The organism is Lysobacter enzymogenes (genome assembly GCF_900106525.1).
Classification (GTDB): Bacteria; Pseudomonadota; Gammaproteobacteria; order Xanthomonadales; family Xanthomonadaceae; genus Lysobacter; species Lysobacter enzymogenes.
In genome coordinates this window covers 1-18,028 of record NZ_FNOG01000018.1, presented here as the reverse complement: position 1 = coordinate 18,028, position 18,028 = coordinate 1, and the positions used below count along the sequence as shown (strand labels likewise).

13 protein-coding genes and 1 tRNA gene are annotated in these 18,028 nt (G+C 65.2%); all 14 read left to right on the top strand.

The genetic code is table 11. The features are described from left to right. On the top strand, positions 1-570 hold a 570-nt coding region (locus BLU84_RS25220), incomplete at its 5' end, for an EF-Tu C-terminal domain-related protein (protein ID WP_139175255.1). A 221-nt stretch (positions 571-791) separates the two neighbouring features. Then, positions 792-867: transfer RNA gene (locus BLU84_RS25215), tRNA-Trp, on the top strand. Positions 868-962: 95 nt separating this feature from the next. Further along, entirely contained in the window at positions 963-1,346 is a 384-nt protein-coding gene (gene secE, locus BLU84_RS25210) for a preprotein translocase subunit SecE (protein ID WP_074873738.1), read from the top strand. A gap of 4 nt (positions 1,347-1,350) precedes the next feature. Next, complete coding sequence (gene nusG, locus BLU84_RS25205; protein ID WP_074873736.1) at positions 1,351-1,950, top strand: transcription termination/antitermination protein NusG; 600 nt, start codon at positions 1,351-1,353, stop codon at positions 1,948-1,950. A 243-nt stretch (positions 1,951-2,193) separates the two neighbouring features. Continuing rightward, entirely contained in the window at positions 2,194-2,622 is a 429-nt protein-coding gene (gene rplK, locus BLU84_RS25200; RefSeq protein ID WP_057948565.1) for a 50S ribosomal protein L11, read from the top strand. Between the two features lie 3 nt (positions 2,623-2,625). Then, the gene (gene rplA / locus BLU84_RS25195) at positions 2,626-3,324 is read left to right on the top strand and encodes a 50S ribosomal protein L1 (RefSeq protein ID WP_074873735.1); all 699 of its coding nucleotides are present in this window, start codon (positions 2,626-2,628) and stop codon (positions 3,322-3,324) included. Positions 3,325-3,899: 575 nt separating this feature from the next. Continuing rightward, positions 3,900-4,433 carry a 50S ribosomal protein L10 gene (gene rplJ, locus BLU84_RS25190; RefSeq protein WP_074873733.1) on the top strand — a complete coding sequence of 178 codons (534 nt, stop codon included), beginning with the start codon at positions 3,900-3,902 and terminating at the stop codon, positions 4,431-4,433. A 72-nt stretch (positions 4,434-4,505) separates the two neighbouring features. Then, positions 4,506-4,877 carry a 50S ribosomal protein L7/L12 gene (gene rplL, locus BLU84_RS25185; RefSeq protein ID WP_074873732.1) on the top strand — a complete coding sequence of 124 codons (372 nt, stop codon included), beginning with the start codon at positions 4,506-4,508 and terminating at the stop codon, positions 4,875-4,877. 318 nt (positions 4,878-5,195) lie between these two features. Then, positions 5,196-9,359 (top strand): DNA-directed RNA polymerase subunit beta, encoded by a 4,164-nt coding sequence (rpoB, locus tag BLU84_RS25180; RefSeq protein WP_074873730.1) that lies wholly within the window; start codon positions 5,196-5,198, stop codon positions 9,357-9,359. Between the two features lie 144 nt (positions 9,360-9,503). Then, on the top strand, positions 9,504-13,733 hold the full coding sequence (rpoC, locus tag BLU84_RS25175) for a DNA-directed RNA polymerase subunit beta' (protein ID WP_074873727.1): 4,230 nt from the start codon (positions 9,504-9,506) through the stop codon (positions 13,731-13,733). Positions 13,734-14,175: 442 nt separating this feature from the next. Continuing rightward, positions 14,176-14,550 carry a 30S ribosomal protein S12 gene (gene rpsL, locus BLU84_RS25170; protein ID WP_064746583.1) on the top strand — a complete coding sequence of 125 codons (375 nt, stop codon included), beginning with the start codon at positions 14,176-14,178 and terminating at the stop codon, positions 14,548-14,550. Positions 14,551-14,630: 80 nt separating this feature from the next. Continuing rightward, positions 14,631-15,098, top strand: a complete 468-nt coding sequence (gene rpsG / locus BLU84_RS25165; protein WP_074873725.1) for a 30S ribosomal protein S7 — start codon at positions 14,631-14,633, stop codon at positions 15,096-15,098. A 141-nt stretch (positions 15,099-15,239) separates the two neighbouring features. Continuing rightward, positions 15,240-17,360 (top strand): elongation factor G, encoded by a 2,121-nt coding sequence (gene fusA, locus BLU84_RS25160; RefSeq protein ID WP_074873723.1) that lies wholly within the window; start codon positions 15,240-15,242, stop codon positions 17,358-17,360. Between the two features lie 162 nt (positions 17,361-17,522). Further along, a partial coding sequence (locus BLU84_RS25155; protein ID WP_139174620.1) for a GTP-binding protein occupies positions 17,523-18,028 on the top strand: 506 nt, incomplete at its 3' end.

The following is an 18,028-nucleotide window of genomic DNA, read 5'->3' as shown; positions in this document are numbered from 1 at the left end:
GCGATCGACAAGCCGTTCCTGATGCCGGTGGAAGACGTGTTCTCGATCTCGGGCCGCGGCACCGTGGTGACCGGCCGTATCGAGCGCGGCATCATCAAGGTGGGCGACGAAATCGAAATCGTCGGCATCCGTCCGACCCAGAAGACGACCGTCACCGGCGTCGAGATGTTCCGCAAGCTGCTGGACCAGGGTCAGGCGGGCGACAACGCGGGTCTGCTGCTGCGCGGCACCAAGCGCGACGACGTCGAGCGCGGCCAGGTGCTGGCCAAGCCGGGTTCGATCACCCCGCACACCGAGTTCGAGGGCGAGGTGTACGTGCTGTCGAAGGACGAAGGCGGCCGCCACACCCCGTTCTTCAAGGGCTACCGTCCGCAGTTCTACTTCCGCACCACCGACATCACTGGCGCGTGCCAGCTGCCGGAAGGCGTGGAGATGGTGATGCCGGGCGACAACGTGAAGATGGTGGTCACGCTGATCAACCCGGTGGCGATGGACGAAGGCCTGCGCTTCGCGATCCGCGAAGGCGGTCGTACCGTCGGCGCCGGCGTGGTGTCGAAGATCCTGAAGTAATCGCTGTAACCTCGCGGCGGCCCCAAGGTCGCCGCAAGGCCGCGAACGGCGGGCCGGCAACCCGGTCCGCCTTCGTTGTTTAGGGCGCCCGAACACGACAGGTGTTTCGCGGCGACCGGATTTCGAAGACAATGGCCGGCCGGCGACCCCGCCCCTTGCAGGGTGCCGGCTTGAAAGGGCCCGGCTTGAAAGATTCCGGCCGGACCCAAGATTTCAGACGTACGCCAGTAGCTCAATTGGCAGAGCAGCGGTCTCCAAAACCGCAGGTTGGGGGTTCGAGTCCCTCCTGGCGTGCCACTTCACCGAGCCGGTTCGGACGATCCGGCGACTGGCAAGCCATTGAAAGGGCCGCGCAGGGATGGGCGGGCTTTCGCGAGGGAATCGCCCCGAGAATGAACAGCAAGGCCGAACACCACAAATCCAGCGGCGGCAACGCCGGCGATATCGTCAAGTACGTCGTGGCCCTGTTGCTGGCCGCCGGCGGCGTGTTCGCCTACATCTGGTTCGAGAACTGGAGCGGCCCGCTGCGAGCGGGCGTCGTCGTTGCCGGCCTGATCGCCGGTGCCGCCGTGTTCATGCTCTCGGCCAAGGGCGTGCAGACCCGCGAGTTCCTGTCCGAGTCGCGCTTCGAACTGCGCAAGGTAGTTTGGCCGACCCGCGAAGAAGCCCTCAAGACCACCTGGGTGGTGATGATCGCGGTGCTGATCCTGAGCCTGATCCTGTCCGGTTTCGACTGGATGATCCAGGCGGCGGTCAAGTTCCTGCTGGCACGCTGAGGAGATGACCGTTTTGGATACGTCCGATTTGAACAAGCAAGAAAACAAGCGCTGGTACGTGGTCCACGCCTACTCGGGCTTCGAGAAGTCCGTGGCTCAGGCTCTGCGCGACCGCATCGTCCGCTTCGAGATGACCGATCGCTTCGGCGAAGTCCTGGTCCCGACCGAAGAGGTCGTGGAAATGCGTTCCGGCCAGAAGCGCCGTTCCGAGCGCAAGTTCTTCCCGGGCTACGTTCTGGTCCAGATCGCCACTCACGACGAGGCGGGCATTCCCCGCATCGACAGCGAGAGCTGGCATTTGATCAAGGAAACCCCGAAGGTCATGGGCTTCATCGGCGGCACCGCCGATCGCCCGTTGCCGATCCAGGACAACGAGGCCGACCGTATCCTGCAGCGCGTTCAGGAAGGCGTCGAGAAGCCGCGTCCGAAGGTGCTGTTCGAGCCGGGCGAGATGGTCCGGGTCATCGACGGCCCGTTCGTCGACTTCAACGGCGTGGTCGAAGAGATCAACTACGAAAAGAGCCGCCTGCGCGTCGCGGTGCTCATTTTCGGCCGCTCGACCCCGGTCGAGCTGGAATTCGGCCAGGTCGAAAAGGCCACCTGAGCCGGGCAGGGCGCCCGCGCCGGCCTCGCGGCCGGTGCCCGGGCGCCGGTCCGTGCAAAGCCGAAAAATCTGATATAGTGTGCGGCTCGCTGCCCTGATGGGTGGCGACCACAATCGACCAGCCGCCCCGGCCAAGTCCTCGGGCGGCTGTGCGTGCGACAGAAAACGCGATGCCGGAACGCGCGATTTCCGGCCCGATGGGGAGCCTGCGGTTCAAGGCGCTAGCACCCGGAGAGCACATCAATGGCAAAGAAAGTAGTCGGCTACATCAAGCTGCAGGTCAAGGCCGGTCAGGCCAACCCCTCGCCGCCGGTCGGTCCTGCGCTGGGTCAGCGCGGCCTGAACATCATGGAGTTCTGCAAGGCGTTCAACGCCGCGACCTCCAAGCTCGAGCCGGGTCTGCCGACCCCGGTCATCATCACGGCCTACTCGGACCGTACCTTCACCTTCGTCACCAAGTCGACCCCGGCTTCGGTGCTGCTGAAGAAGGCTGCCGGCATCACCTCGGGTTCCAAGCGCCCGAACACCGACAAGGTGGGCAAGGTCACCCGCGCCCAGCTGGAAGCCATCGCCAAGCAGAAGGAAGCCGACCTGACGGCGGCCGACCTGGATGCGGCGGTGAAGACGATTGCGGGTTCGGCCCGCAGCATGGGTCTGGTGGTGGAGGGTTAAGACATGGCAATCACTAAGCGCGAAAAGGCCATCAAGGCAGCCGTCGTTCCGGGTAAGGCGTATGCCTTCGACGAAGCGGTGAAGATCGTCAAGACCACCACCAAGGCCAAGTTCGTCGAGTCCGTCGACGTCTCCGTGCGCCTGGGCGTGGACGCGAAGAAGTCCGACCAGCAGGTGCGCGGTTCGACCCTGCTGCCGGCCGGTACCGGCAAGACCGTGCGCGTGGCGGTGTTCGCCCCCGCCGGCGCCAAGGCCGACGAGGCCCTGGCCGCGGGCGCCGAGGCCGTCGGCATGGACGACCTGGCCGAGAAGATGCAGGCCGGCGACCTGAACTACGACGTGGTCATCGCCACCCCGGACGCGATGCGCGTGGTCGGTAAGCTCGGCCAGGTGCTCGGCCCGCGCGGCCTGATGCCGAACCCGAAGGTCGGCACCGTTTCGCCGAACCCGGCCGAAGCGGTCAAGAACGCCAAGGGCGGCCAGGTGCGTTACCGCACCGACAAGGCCGGCATCATCCACTGCACCATCGGCAAGGTCTCGTTCGAAGACGGCTCGCTGAAGGACAACCTGCAGGCGCTGCTGCTCGACCTGATCAAGGCCAAGCCGGCGACCGCCAAGGGCCAGTACCTGCAGAAGATCTCGATCAGCTCGACCATGGGTCCGGGCGTGATCGTCGATCAGGCCTCGCTGACCTTGAAGTGACGCAATGGCGCGCTCGCGCGTAAGCGCGAGCGCCTTTGCCATTGCGTCATCCCCGCGAAAGCGGGGATCCAGAGCCGCCGAACTCTGGCCGCAAACGACGAATACCGGGCTCCGCCTCTTGGCGAAGTCCACCAGCAACAAAAGGCGAGCGGCAGCACCACCGCCGCAAGCCGAAATTTTTGAGGGCATCGCCCAGGGCCAACCCCCGAAGCGATAGCCGTCAAAGACCGCAGGCGCGGTCAGCGCGTACCGACGACGGGCACGGAAGCTCGACACGGCAAGGAGTCGCCGTCGGTGCAAGCGGGATCGCTTAATTCGGACTCTTCGGAGCCGGGCCGGCGCAGATGGTGCCCCTGACTGAATTTTTTCAGGAAAGGCCACCACCCGGGATGCCTTCGGGCGTCCCCGGCGACAAGGACCGTCGCCGCCCAGGACCGCAAGCGGCAGGAGCCGCGAGCGGAGTCAATAAGGCCGGGATGGGCCGTTCGGGATCGGGGATCGGCGAAGCAACGGCGAAAGCCGCTTCGGCGAATACCGAATCCAAACTGCCGAGTCCCGGCTTTCGGAGGAGTGCAATGGCTCTCAATCTGTCTCAGAAGCAAGAAGTAGTCGCCGAGCTGGCAGAAGTCGCCGCGAAGGCCCACTCCTTGGTTGCAGTCGAGTACGCGGGCATCACGGTCGGTCAGCTGACCGCGATGCGCAAGAAGGCTCGCGAAACCGGTGTGTACTTGCGTGTCGTCAAGAACACCCTGGCCTCGCGCGCCGTCGCCGGCACCGAATACGAGTGCGTCCAAGACCAGCTCGTCGGTCCGCTGCTGTATGCGTTCTCGGTGGACGAACCCGGCGCCGCCGGTCGTCTGATCAAGGAATTCGCCAAGGGCAACGACAAGCTCAAGGCCAAGGTCGTCGCCGTGGGCGGTCAGGTTTATCCGGCCAGCCACGTCGAAGTCCTCGCCTCGCTGCCGACCCTCGACCAGGCGCTGGCCATGCTGGCCCGCGTGCTGTCCGAACCCGCCTCGATGTTCGCCCGCGCCGTCAAGGCCGTGGCCGACAAGCAGGGCGGCGGCGAAGTCGCAGCCGAAGCTCCGGCCGAAGCCGAACCGGCGTAATCGCCGCGTCGTCTTCGCGACCGCTTCACTGAACCCGATTCGTAAGATCAAATTTTCCTGAGGTTAAACACAATGTCCCTGTCCAACGAACAGATCGTCGACGCCATCGCCGAAAAGAGCCTGATGGAAGTCATGGAGCTGGTCCGCGCGATCGAAGAGAAGTTCGGCGTCACCGCCGCTGCTCCGGTCGTCGTCGCCGGCAATGCCGAAGCCGCCGCTCCGGTCGAAGAGCAGACCGAGTTCACCGTCGTGCTGAAGGCCGCCGGCGACAAGAAGGTCGAAGTCATCAAGGCCGTGCGCGCCATCACCGGCCTGGGCCTGAAGGAAGCCAAGGACCTGGTCGAAGGCGCTCCGCAGAACGTCAAGGAAGCCGTCTCGAAGGACGACGCTGCCAAGATGAAGAAGGACCTCGAAGCCGCTGGTGCGAGCGTCGAAGTCAAGTAAGCCGTACTTGCGTCGCCGGCTCGTATTGGCGACCAACCGAAGGCTGGGGGCGAGAGCCCCCGGCCTTTGGCCGTTGTAGCGGGATCGCGCGTTTCGGACCGGATCGAGGTTTTTCCGGTCGGCCGCGGCCCGTCGTCGTGAGTTGTCAGTCGGAAGTAGCGGGAGAGGGCGTGCTGGTGCCGGCAATACCAGCGACTTCCCACTGGCAATTTTTGCTTTTCAGTCATTAGTCCCCCGAACCGCGGACGCGCGGTTCGCCCGGAAGGCGCCCAGACGCGGCCTTCCCGGCCCATTAGCTAATCGAGGCGGTAGCTCACCATGACCACAGCTTCCCAGAACTATTCGTTCACCGAAAAGAAGCGCATCCGCAAGGACTTCGGCAAGCGCAAGTCCATCCTCGAAGTTCCCTTCCTGCTCGCGATCCAGGTCGACTCCTATCGCGAATTCCTGCAAGAGCACACCGACCCGGCCAAGCGCGCCGACCGCGGCCTGCACGCCGCGCTGAAGTCGGTGTTCCCGATCTCCAGCTACAGCGGCAACGCTGCGCTCGAGTACGTGGGCTACAAGCTCGGCGACCCGGTGTTCGACGAGCGCGAATGCCGCAACCGCGGCCTGTCCTACGGCGCTCCGCTGCGCGTGACCGTGCGCCTGGTGATCTACGACCGCGAGTCCTCGACCAAGGCGATCAAGTACGTCAAGGAGCAGGAAGTCTACATGGGCGAAATTCCGCTCATGACCGACAACGGCACCTTCATCGTCAACGGCACCGAGCGCGTCATCGTCTCGCAGCTGCACCGCTCGCCGGGCGTGTTCTTCGACCACGACCGCGGCAAGACCCACAGCTCGGGCAAGCTGCTGTACAGCGCCCGCATCATCCCCTACCGCGGCTCCTGGCTGGACTTCGAGTTCGACCCGAAGGACGCGGTGTTCACCCGTATCGACCGCCGCCGCAAGCTGCCGGTCACCGTGCTGCTGCGCGCGCTCGGTTACGGCAACGAGGAGATGCTGAACAAGTTCTTCGAGATCAACACCTTCCACATCATGCCCGAGGGCGTGCAGTGGGAGCTGGTCTCCGAGCGCCTGCGCGGCGAAACCCTGGACTTCGACCTGGCCGACGGCGACCGCGTGATCGTCGAAGCCGGCAAGCGCGTGACCGCGCGCCACGTCAAGCAGCTCGAGCAGTCGGGCATCTCGGCCCTGGCCGTGCCGGACAGCTACCTGCTGGGCCGCATCCTCTCGCACGACGTCGTCGACACCAAGACCGGCGAGCCGCTGGCCACGGCCAACGACGAGATCAACGAAGACCAGCTGCAGGCCTTCCGCAAGGCCGGCATCGACCAGGTCGGCACCATCTGGGTCAACGACCTCGACCGCGGTCCGTACATCTCCAACACCCTGCGCATCGACCCGACCAAGACCCAGCTCGAGGCCCTGGTCGAGATCTACCGCATGATGCGTCCGGGCGAGCCGCCGACCAAGGACGCCGCGCAGAACCTGTTCCACAACCTGTTCTTCACCTTCGAGCGCTACGACCTGTCGGGCGTGGGCCGGATGAAGTTCAACCGCCGCATCGGCCGCAAGGAAACCCTCGGCGCCTCGGTGCTGTACGACGCCAAGTACTTCGCCGACCGCAAGGACGACGAGTCGGCGCGTCTGCGCAACGAGCTGGGCGACACTTCCGACATCCTCGACGTCATCCGCACCCTGACCGAGATCCGCAACGGTCGCGGCGTGGTCGACGACATCGACCACCTGGGCAACCGTCGCGTGCGTTCGGTCGGCGAAATGGCCGAGAACACCTTCCGCGTCGGCCTGGTCCGCGTCGAGCGCGCGGTCAAGGAGCGCCTGTCGATGGCCGAGTCCGAAGGCCTGACCCCGCAGGAGCTGATCAACGCCAAGCCGGTGGCCGCCGCGATCAAGGAGTTCTTCGGCTCCTCGCAGCTGTCGCAGTTCATGGACCAGAACAACCCGCTGTCGGAAGTCACGCACAAGCGTCGCGTGTCGGCCCTCGGCCCGGGCGGCCTGACCCGCGAACGCGCCGGCTTCGAAGTGCGCGACGTGCACCCGACCCACTACGGCCGCGTGTGCACCATCGAAACGCCGGAAGGCCCGAACATCGGCCTGATCAACTCGCTGGCGGTGTTCGCCCGCACCAACAAGTACGGCTTCCTCGAGACGCCGTACCGCAAGGTCGTGGACGGCAAGGTCACCGAGGACGTCGAGTTCCTGTCGGCGATCGAAGAGAACGAGTACGTCATCGCCCAGGCCAACGCGCCGCAGGACGACAAGGGCATGATCACCGCCCAGTTCGTGGCCTGCCGCTTCCAGGGCGAAACCCTGCTCAAGCCGCCGAGCGAGATCCACTTCATGGACGTCTCGCCGATGCAGACCGTGTCGGTCGCCGCCGCGCTGGTTCCGTTCCTGGAGCACGACGACGCCAACCGCGCGCTGATGGGCGCGAACATGCAGCGCCAGGCGGTTCCGACCCTGCGTTCGCAGAAGCCGCTGGTCGGCACCGGCATCGAGCGCGCCGTGGCGCGCGACTCGGGCGTGACGGTGAACGCGCTGCGCGGCGGCGTGATCGAGCAGGTCGATGCCGGCCGCATCGTGGTCAAGGTCAACGAGGAGGAGATCTCCGCGGTGACCGACGCGGGCGTCGACATCTACAACCTGATCAAGTACACCCGCTCGAACCAGAACACCTGCATCAACCAGCGTCCGCTGGTGAAGGTGGGCGACGTGATCGCGCGCGGCGACGTGCTGGCCGACGGTCCCTCGACCGACATCGGCGAGCTCGCGCTCGGCCAGAACATGCTGGTCGCGTTCATGCCGTGGAACGGCTACAACTTCGAAGACTCGATCCTGCTCTCCGAGCGCGTGGTCGAAGAGGATCGCTACACCACGATCCACATCGAAGAGCTGACCTGCTCGGCGCGCGACACCAAGTTGGGTCCGGAAGAGATCTCCGCCGACATCCCGAACGTCTCCGAGCAGGCGCTCAACCGCCTCGACGAGTCGGGCGTGGTGTACATCGGCGCCGAGGTCCGCGCCGGCGACATCCTGGTCGGCAAGGTCACCCCGAAGGGCGAATCGCAGCTGACTCCGGAAGAGAAGCTGCTGCGCGCGATCTTCGGCGAGAAGGCCTCCGACGTTAAGGACAGCTCGCTGCGCGTGCCCCCGGGCATGGACGGCACCGTCATCGACGTGCAGGTCTTCACCCGCGACGGCATCGAGAAGGACAAGCGCGCCCGCCAGATCGAAGAGTCGGAAATCCGCCGGGTCAAGAAGGACTTCGACGACCAGTTCCGCATCCTCGAAGCGGCGATCTACGACCGCCTGCGCACGCAGCTGATCGGCAAGACCGCCAACGGCGGCGCCGGCCTGAAGAAGGGCGACACCGTCACCTCGCTGGTGCTGGACGGCCTGAAGAAGTCCGACTGGTTCACCCTGCGCATGAAGGACGAGGAAGCGATCGAGGCGATCGAGCGCGCGCAGAAGCAGATCGACGTGCACGCGAAGGAATTCGAGCGTCGTTTCGCCGACAAGCGCGCCAAGATCACCCAGGGCGACGACCTGGCTCCGGGCATCCTCAAGACGGTCAAGGTGTTCCTGGCGGTCAAGCGCCGCATCCAGCCGGGCGACAAGATGGCCGGCCGTCACGGCAACAAGGGCGTGGTCTCGACCATCGTTCCGGTCGAGGACATGCCGTACGCCGCCGACGGCCAGACCGTCGACATCGTGCTGAACCCGCTGGGCGTGCCGTCGCGTATGAACATCGGCCAGATCCTCGAGGTGCATCTGGGCTGGGCCGCCAAGGGCCTGGGCCAGAAGATCCAGCGCATGCTGGAGGCGCAGCAGAAGATCGCCGAGCTGCGCAAGTTCCTCGACGACGTCTACAACCACGACAGCAAGCTGCACGGCCAACGCGTCGACCTCAAGCAGTTCACCGATGAGGAACTGCTGCGTCTGGCGCGCAACCTGACCGACGGCGTGCCGATGGCGACCCCGGTGTTCGACGGCGCGGCCGAGTCCGAGATCAAGCGCATGCTCGAACTCGCCGAACTGCCCAGCAGCGGCCAGACCGTGCTGCACGACGGCCGCACCGGCGAAGCGTTCGAGCGTCCGGTGACCATCGGCTACATGCACATGCTGAAGCTGAACCACCTGGTCGACGACAAGATGCACGCGCGCTCGACCGGTCCGTACTCGCTCGTCACCCAGCAGCCGCTGGGCGGCAAGGCGCAGTTCGGCGGCCAGCGTTTCGGCGAAATGGAAGTCTGGGCGCTGGAAGCCTACGGCGCGGCCTACACCCTGCAGGAAATGCTGACGGTGAAGTCCGACGACGTGCAGGGCCGCAACCAGATGTACAAGAACATCGTCGACGGCGAGTACGAGATGGTCGCCGGCATGCCGGAGTCCTTCAACGTGCTGGTCAAGGAAATCCGCTCGCTCGCGATCAACATGGAGCTGGAAGAGAACTGAGGTAGGGCAGGGCACGAAGGGAGCCGGGAATGAAGGCAACGGCCGCGCAGCGCGCAGCCCCCTCATTCCCCGGTCTCCCCTCTTTCCCGCTCTTGTTTTCCCCCTCGCTTCTCCCCGACGAATTCCTCCGATTGGAGTAAAGAAATGAAAGACTTGCTCAATCTCTTCAACCAGCAGCGTCCCGCGCTGGACTTCGACGCCATCAAGATCGCCCTGGCCTCCCCGGACCTGGTGCGCTCGTGGTCGTTCGGCGAAGTGAAGAAGCCGGAAACCATCAACTACCGCACCTTCAAGCCTGAGCGCGACGGCCTGTTCTGCGCCGCGATCTTCGGTCCGATCAAGGACTACGAGTGCCTGTGCGGCAAGTACAAGCGCATGAAGCACCGCGGCGTGGTGTGCGAGAAGTGCGGCACCGAGGTCACCCTGGCCAAGGTCCGCCGCGAGCGCATGGGCCACATCGACCTGGCTTCGCCGGTCGCGCACATCTGGTTCCTCAAGTCGCTGCCCTCGCGCATCGGCCTGATGCTGGACATGACCCTGCGCGACATCGAGCGCATCCTGTACTTCGAAGCGTATGTCGTGACCGAGCCGGGCCTGACCCCGATGGAACGCGGCAACCTGCTGACCGAAGAGCAGTACCTGCAGGCGCGCCAGGAGCACGGCGACGACTTCGAAGCCGCGATGGGCGCCGAGGCGGTCTACGACCTGCTGCGCACCATCGACCTGCAGGCCGAGATGCTGCAGCTGAAGGAAGAGATCGCCTCGACCAACAGCGAAACCAAGCTCAAGCGCCTGACCAAGCGGATCAAGCTGGTCGAAGCCTTCCTCGAGTCCGGCAACCGTCCGGAGTGGATGGTCATGACCGTGCTGCCGGTGCTGCCGCCGGATCTGCGTCCGCTGGTGCCGCTGGAAGGCGGCCGCTTCGCGACCTCGGATCTGAACGATCTGTACCGCCGCGTCATCAACCGCAACAACCGCCTGCGCCGCCTGCTCGAACTCAACGCGCCCGACATCATCGTGCGCAACGAGAAGCGCATGCTGCAGGAATCGGTCGACGCGCTGATGGACAACGGCCGCCGCGGCCGCGCCATCACCGGCACCAACAAGCGCCCGCTCAAGTCGCTGGCCGACATGATCAAGGGCAAGCAGGGCCGGTTCCGTCAGAACCTGCTCGGCAAGCGCGTGGACTACTCGGGCCGTTCGGTCATCGTGGTCGGCCCGACCCTGCGCCTGCACGAGTGCGGCCTGCCGAAGAAGATGGCGCTCGAGCTGTTCAAGCCCTTCATCTTCGCCAAGCTGCAGCGCCGCGGCCTGGCCACCACCATCAAGGCGGCCAAGAAGCTGGTCGAGCGCGAAGAAGCGGAAGTTTGGGACATCCTCGAAGAGGTGATCCGCGAGCATCCGGTCCTGCTCAACCGCGCCCCGACCCTGCACCGCCTGGGCATCCAGGCGTTCGAGCCGGTGCTGATCGAAGGCAAGGCGATCCAGCTGCACCCGCTGGTCTGCACCGCGTTCAACGCCGACTTCGACGGCGACCAGATGGCCGTGCACGTCCCGCTGAGCCTCGAGGCCCAGCTGGAAGCGCGCGCGCTGATGATGGCGTCGAACAACATCCTGTCGCCGGCGAACGGCGAGCCGATCATCGTGCCGTCGCAGGACGTCGTGCTCGGCCTGTACTACATGACCCGCGCCCTGGAGAACAAGGCGGGCGAGGGCATGGCGTTCGCCAACGTGGCCGAGGTCAAGCGCGCCTACGACAACCGCGTCGTGCAGCTGCACGCCAAGGTCAAGGTCCGCATCACCGAGACCGTGATCGCCGAGGACGGCACCCGTTCGCAGAAGACCTCGGTCGTCGACACCACCGTCGGCCGCGCGCTGCTGCGCGAGATCCTGCCCGAGGGCCTGCCGTACGCGCTGGCCAACACCGAGCTGACCAAGAAGAACATCAGCCGCCTGATCAACTCCTGCTACCGCATGCTGGGGCTGAAGGACACCGTCGTGTTCGCCGACCGCCTGATGTACACCGGCTTCGGTTACGCGACCCGCGCCGGCGTGTCGATCGGCATCGACGACATGATCATCCCGGGCGAGAAGAAGGGCATCCTGGCCGAGGCCGAGTCGGAAGTGCTGGAAATCCAGCAGCAGTACCAGTCCGGCCTGGTCACCGCGGGCGAGCGCTACAACAAGGTCGTCGACATCTGGTCGCGCACCAACGAGCGCGTGGCCAAGGCGATGATGGACGCGATCGGCACCGACACCGTGGCCAACGCCAAGGGCGAGATGGTCCCGCAGAAGTCGATGAACTCGATTTACATCATGGCCGACTCCGGCGCGCGTGGTTCGCAGGCGCAGATCCGTCAGCTCGCCGGTATGCGCGGCCTGATGGCGCGTCCGGACGGCTCGATCATCGAGACGCCGATCACCGCGAACTTCCGCGAAGGCCTGAACGTTCTGCAGTACTTCATCTCGACCCACGGCGCCCGTAAGGGCCTGGCGGATACCGCGCTGAAGACCGCGAACTCGGGTTACCTGACCCGTCGTCTGGTCGACGTGGCGCAGGACGTGGTGATCACCGAAACCGACTGCGGCACCGTCGAGGGTCTGACCATGACCCCGATCGTCGAAGGCGGCGACGTGGTCGAGCCGCTGCGCGACCGCGTGCTGGGCCGCGTCGTGGCCGAGGACGTGTTCCTGCCGGGCAACGACGAGGAACCGATCGTCACCCGCAACACCCTGCTCGACGAAGCCTGGGTGCAGAAGCTCGAGGACGCCAGCGTCCAGTCGATCAAGGTGCGTTCGACCATCACCTGCGCCAGCAGCTTCGGCGTGTGCGCGCGCTGCTACGGCCGCGACCTCGGCCGCGGCCACCTGGTCAACCACGGCGAAGCGGTCGGCGTCGTCGCCGCGCAGTCGATCGGCGAGCCGGGCACGCAGCTGACCATGCGTACCTTCCACATCGGCGGCGCGGCGTCGCGAGCGGCGGCGATCGACAACGTCACCGTCAAGACCACCGGTTCGCTGAAGTTCAACAACCTCAAGCACGTCGCCCACGCCGGCGGCCACCTGGTCGCGGTGTCGCGTTCGGGCGAACTGTCGGTGCTCGACCCGCACGGCCGCGAGCGCGAGCGCTACAAGGTTCCCTACGGCGCGACCATCAACTTCCGCGACGGCGCCGAGATCAAGGCCGGCAACACGGTCGCGAACTGGGATCCGCATAACCACCCGATCGTTTCGGAAGTCGCCGGTTTCGTGCGCTTCATCGACTTCGTCGATGGCGTGACCGTGATCGAGAAGACCGACGACCTGACCGGCCTGGCCTCGCGCGAGATCACCGATCCCAAGCGTCGCGGTTCGCAGGGCAAGGATTTGCGTCCGATCGTGCGCATCGTCGACAAGAACGGCAAGGACCTGTCCATCCCGGGTACCGATCTGCCGGCGCAGTACCTGCTGCCGCCGCGTTCGATCGTCAACCTGCAGGACGGCGCGCCGGTCGGCGTGGGCGACGTGGTCGCCAAGATCCCGCAGGAAGCGTCCAAGACCCGCGACATCACCGGCGGTCTGCCGCGCGTGGCCGACTTGTTCGAAGCGCGCAAGCCGAAGGATCCGGCGATCCTGGCCGAGGTGTCGGGCATCGTCAGCTTCGGCAAGGACACCAAGGGCAAGCAGCGCTTGATCATCAAGCAGGCCGACGGTGAAGAGCACGAAGAGCTGATCCCCAAGTACCGCCAGATCATCGTGTTCGAAGGCGAGCACGTGGAGAAGGGCGAGACGGTCGTGGACGGCGAGCCGAGCCCGCAGGACATCCTGCGTCTGCTGGGCGTGGAGCCGCTGGCGGTCTACCTGACCAAGGAAATCCAGGACGTCTACCGCCTGCAGGGCGTGAAGATCAACGACAAGCACATCGAGGTGATCGTTCGCCAGATGCTGCGCAAGGTCGAGATCGTCGACGGCGGCGACAGCAAGTTCCTCAACGGCGAGCAGGTCGAGCGTCAGCGCCTGATCGAAGAGAACGTGCGCCTGCAGGCCCGCAGCGAGATCCTGGCCAAGTACGATCCGGTCCTGCTGGGCATCACCAAGGCCTCGCTGGCGACCGAATCGTTCATCTCGGCGGCCTCGTTCCAGGAGACCACCCGCGTGTTGACCGAGGCGGCCGTGCGCGGCACCCGCGACAACCTGCGCGGCCTCAAGGAGAACGTGATCGTCGGTCGCCTGATCCCGGCCGGTACTGGCCTGGCGTACCACAGCCAGCGCCGCAAGAACGCGTCGGGCCTGACCGACTCGGAGATGGAAGCGCTGGCCGGTCCGGTGAGCGTGGCGGTCGAGGCTCCGGCTCCGGCCGCGGTCGAGACGGTCGCCGGCGACGACGCCGAGTAAGCCGCTTGGGTTCCGGTCCGGCCGCCAGGCCGGGCCGGCGCCGCAATCGCGAAGTTCCAGGCAAGGCGGGCAGCGATGCCCGCCTTGTTTTTGCTCGCGGTATTACATAAACAGGCGGAGTGTCAAGCATTAGGTAATATATGTATTACCTGGGGCTGGAAACGTGCTAGACTCCGCGACCGGATTGGACCCTATGGGTCGCATCCCAGATCACGAAATTAGGCACAAGGAGTGCCTAGTGTTCGGCCCAGGGTAGGGCGGGATCATCGAATAAGGAAAGGAAACTGCCGCCTCCGGGCGTCGGTTTCGCCTGTTCGCGCTGCCTGCGTTGACGGAAACGTTAAGCGCGGGCTATACTTTTTCGTCTCGGCAGGTCGGGTGCTATCGGCTTGCCGTTCGTTTCTCACGAAGCGGCCGCCCGGCCCTTAAACAAGAGTTCCAGATGGCAACCATCAATCAGCTCGTCCGCAAGCCGCGGCAGGCGACCACGTACAAGAGCACCTCGCCGGCGCTCGCCAACTGCCCGCAGCGTCGCGGCGTCTGCACCCGCGTGTACACCACCACCCCGAAGAAGCCGAACTCGGCTCTGCGCAAGGTCGCCAAGGTGCGCCTGACCAACGGTTACGAAGTCATTTCGTACATCGGCGGCGAAGGCCACAACCTGCAGGAGCACTCGGTCGTGCTGATCCGCGGCGGCCGCGTGAAGGATCTGCCGGGCGTGCGCTACCACACCGTGCGCGGTTCGCTCGACGCCGCCGGCGTCGCCAAGCGCCGCCAGGGCCGTTCCAAGTACGGCGCCAAGCGTCCGAAGTCCTAATCGCGTCGATGCCCGGCGCGCCTTCGGCGCCGCCACCCGCAATCACGCACGTTCAAGAATCACGAGAATAGGTACGCACCATGTCGCGTAAAGGCTCCGCCCCGCAGCGTTCGATCCTGCCCGATCCCAAGCACGGCAGCGAAACGATCGCGCGTTTCATCAATATGGTCATGCAGAGCGGCAAGAAGTCGGTCGCCGAGAAGATCGTCTACGGCGCGATGGATGTCATCGGCGAGAAGAATCCCAACGCCCTCGAGCTGGTCGAGAAGGCCCTGACCAACGTCTCCCCGTCGGTCGAGGTGAAGTCCCGCCGCGTCGGCGGCGCCACCTACCAGGTGCCGGTCGAAGTGCGCTCCTCGCGCCGCATGGCCCTGGCGATGCGTTGGCTGATCGACTCCGCGCGCAAGCGCGGCGAGAGCTCGATGCCGCGCAAGCTGGCCGCCGAGCTGCTGGACGCTTCCGAGAACCGCGGCGCGGCGATCAAGAAGCGCGAAGAGACTCATCGCATGGCGGAAGCGAACCGCGCGTTCGCCCACTACCGCTGGTGATCTAGTCGCCCTGGCGACAGGGTCTTCGCAACATCCACATGGGATGTTGCCGCGGCGGCATGACAGCCGCCTTGCGAACCGGAGGCCGCCCACGAGGCGGCGTCCGGCCATCTGGAATTCGAAAACTTACGAGAGGGTCCCGTGGCTCGCACCACTCCCATCGAGCGTTACCGCAACTTCGGCATCATGGCCCACATCGATGCCGGCAAAACCACCACCTCCGAACGCATCCTGTTCTACACCGGCGTCAGCCACAAGATCGGCGAAGTGCACGAAGGTGCCGCGACGATGGACTGGATGGAGCAGGAGCAGGAACGCGGCATCACCATCACTTCCGCCGCGACCACCGCGTTCTGGAAGGGCATGGACAAGTCGCTGCCCGAGCACCGCTTCAACATCATCGACACCCCCGGCCACGTCGACTTCACCATCGAAGTGGAGCGCTCGCTGCGCGTGCTCGACGGCGCGGTGTTCGTGCTGTGCGCCGTCGGCGGCGTGCAGCCGCAGTCCGAGACCGTTTGGCGCCAGGCCAACAAGTACTCGGTGCCGCGCATGGCGTTCGTCAACAAGATGGACCGCACCGGCGCCAACTTCGATAAGGTCGTCGAACAGCTGAAGGCGCGCCTGGGCGCGTACGCCGTTCCGATGCAGGTGCCGATCGGCGCCGAAGACGGCTTCGAGGGCGTGGTCGACCTGCTGAAGATGAAGGCGATCCATTGGGACGTCGCTTCGCAGGGCACCAAGTTCGAGTACCGCGACATCCCGGCCGAGCTCCAGGCCAAGGCCGAGGAAGCCCGCGGCTTCATGATCGAAGCCGCGGCGGAAGCCTCGGAAGAGTTCATGGAGAAGTACCTGGGCGGCGAAGAGCTGACCGAGGTCGAAATCATCGCCGGTCTGCGCGAGCGCACCCTGAAGGTCGAGATCGTGCCGGTGTTCTGCGGCTCGGCGTTCAAGAACAAGGGCGTGCAGGCCATGCTCGACGGCGTGATCAACCTGCTGCCGTCGCCGTCGGATCGTCCGCCGGTGCAAGGCATCGACGAGAACGAAAAGGAAGACAGCCGCAAGGCGTCGGATTCCGAGCCGTTCTCGGCGCTGGCGTTCAAGATCATGACCGACCCGTTCGTGGGCTCGCTGACCTTCTTCCGCGTCTACTCCGGCGTGCTGAACTCCGGCGACCAGGTCTACAACCCGGTCAAGTCGCGCAAGGAGCGCGTCGGCCGCATCCTGCAGATGCACGCCAACCAGCGCGACGAAATCAAGGAAGTCCGCGCCGGCGACATCGCCGCGGCCGTGGGCCTGAAGGATGTGACCACCGGCGACACGCTGTGCGCGCAGGACCACATCATCACCCTCGAGCGCATGATCTTCCCGGAGCCCGTCATCTCGATGGCGGTCGAGCCGAAGACCAAGTCGGACCAGGAAAAGATGGGCATCGCCCTGGGCCGCCTGGCGCAGGAAGATCCCTCGTTCCGCGTGCGCACCGACGAAGAATCGGGCCAGACCATCATCGCCGGCATGGGCGAGCTGCACCTGGACATCCTCGTCGACCGCATGAAGCGCGAGTTCAACGTCGAAGCCAACGTCGGCAAGCCGCAGGTGGCGTACCGCGAGACGATCCGCAAGTCGGACGTCAAGTCGGACTACAAGCACGCCAAGCAGTCCGGCGGTAAGGGTCAGTACGGTCACGTCGTGATCGAGCTGTCGCCGATGAACGAGAAGGACAAGGCCAACGAGGACGTCGAGAACGATTTCCTGTTCGTCAACGACATCACCGGCGGCGTGATTCCGAAGGAATTCATCCCGGCGGTCGAGAAGGGCCTGCGCGAGACCATCACCAGCGGTCCGCTGGCCGGCTTCCCGGTCGTGGGCGTGAAGGTCAAGCTCGTGTTCGGTTCGTACCACGACGTCGACTCGTCGGAAATGGCGTTCAAGCTCGCCGCGTCGATGGCCTTCAAGGAAGGTTTCCGCAAGGCCGATCCGGTCCTGCTGGAGCCGATGATGAAGGTCGAAGTGGTGACCCCGGAAGAGTACGTCGGCGACGTGATGGGCGACTTGAGCCGTCGTCGCGGCCTGCTGCAGGGCCAGGACGACACGCCGTCGGGCAAGACCATCAACGCGATGGTGCCGCTGGGCGAAATGTTCGGTTACGCGACCACGATCCGTTCGCTGACCCAGGGCCGCGCGACCTTCACGATGGAATTCGACCATTACGCCGAAGCGCCGACCAACATCGCCGAGACGGTGATCAAGAAGGGCGGCTGATCCCGGCCGGATTCGGGAGTGGGGCTGGGGATCCGCGATGCGGATTCCGCCACTCCCGGTCCACCGAGCGATCGCCATTGCGAACACAAGTAAGGGATGGGAGGGCTTCGGCCCGCCAATCCCACATCCCGAATCACGAATCACAGAAATAGAGAGACAATCATGGCTAAGGGTAAATTCGAGCGCACCAAGCCGCACGTGAACGTCGGCACGATCGGTCACGTCGACCACGGCAAGACCACGCTGACGGCTGCTCTGACCAAGGTCGGCGCCGAGCGTTTCGGTGGCGAATTCAAGGCGTACGACGCGATCGATGCGGCGCCGGAAGAGAAGGCTCGCGGCATCACGATTTCGACCGCTCACGTCGAATACGAAAGCCCGAACCGTCACTACGCCCACGTGGACTGCCCGGGCCACGCCGACTACGTGAAGAACATGATCACGGGTGCGGCGCAGATGGACGGCGCGATCCTGGTGTGCTCGGCCGCTGACGGCCCGATGCCGCAGACGCGCGAGCACATCCTGCTGTCGCGTCAGGTCGGCGTGCCGTACATCGTCGTGTTCCTGAACAAGGCCGACATGGTGGACGACGCCGAGCTGCTCGAGCTGGTCGAGATGGAAGTGCGCGAGCTGCTGTCGAAGTACGAGTTCCCGGGCGACGACACCCC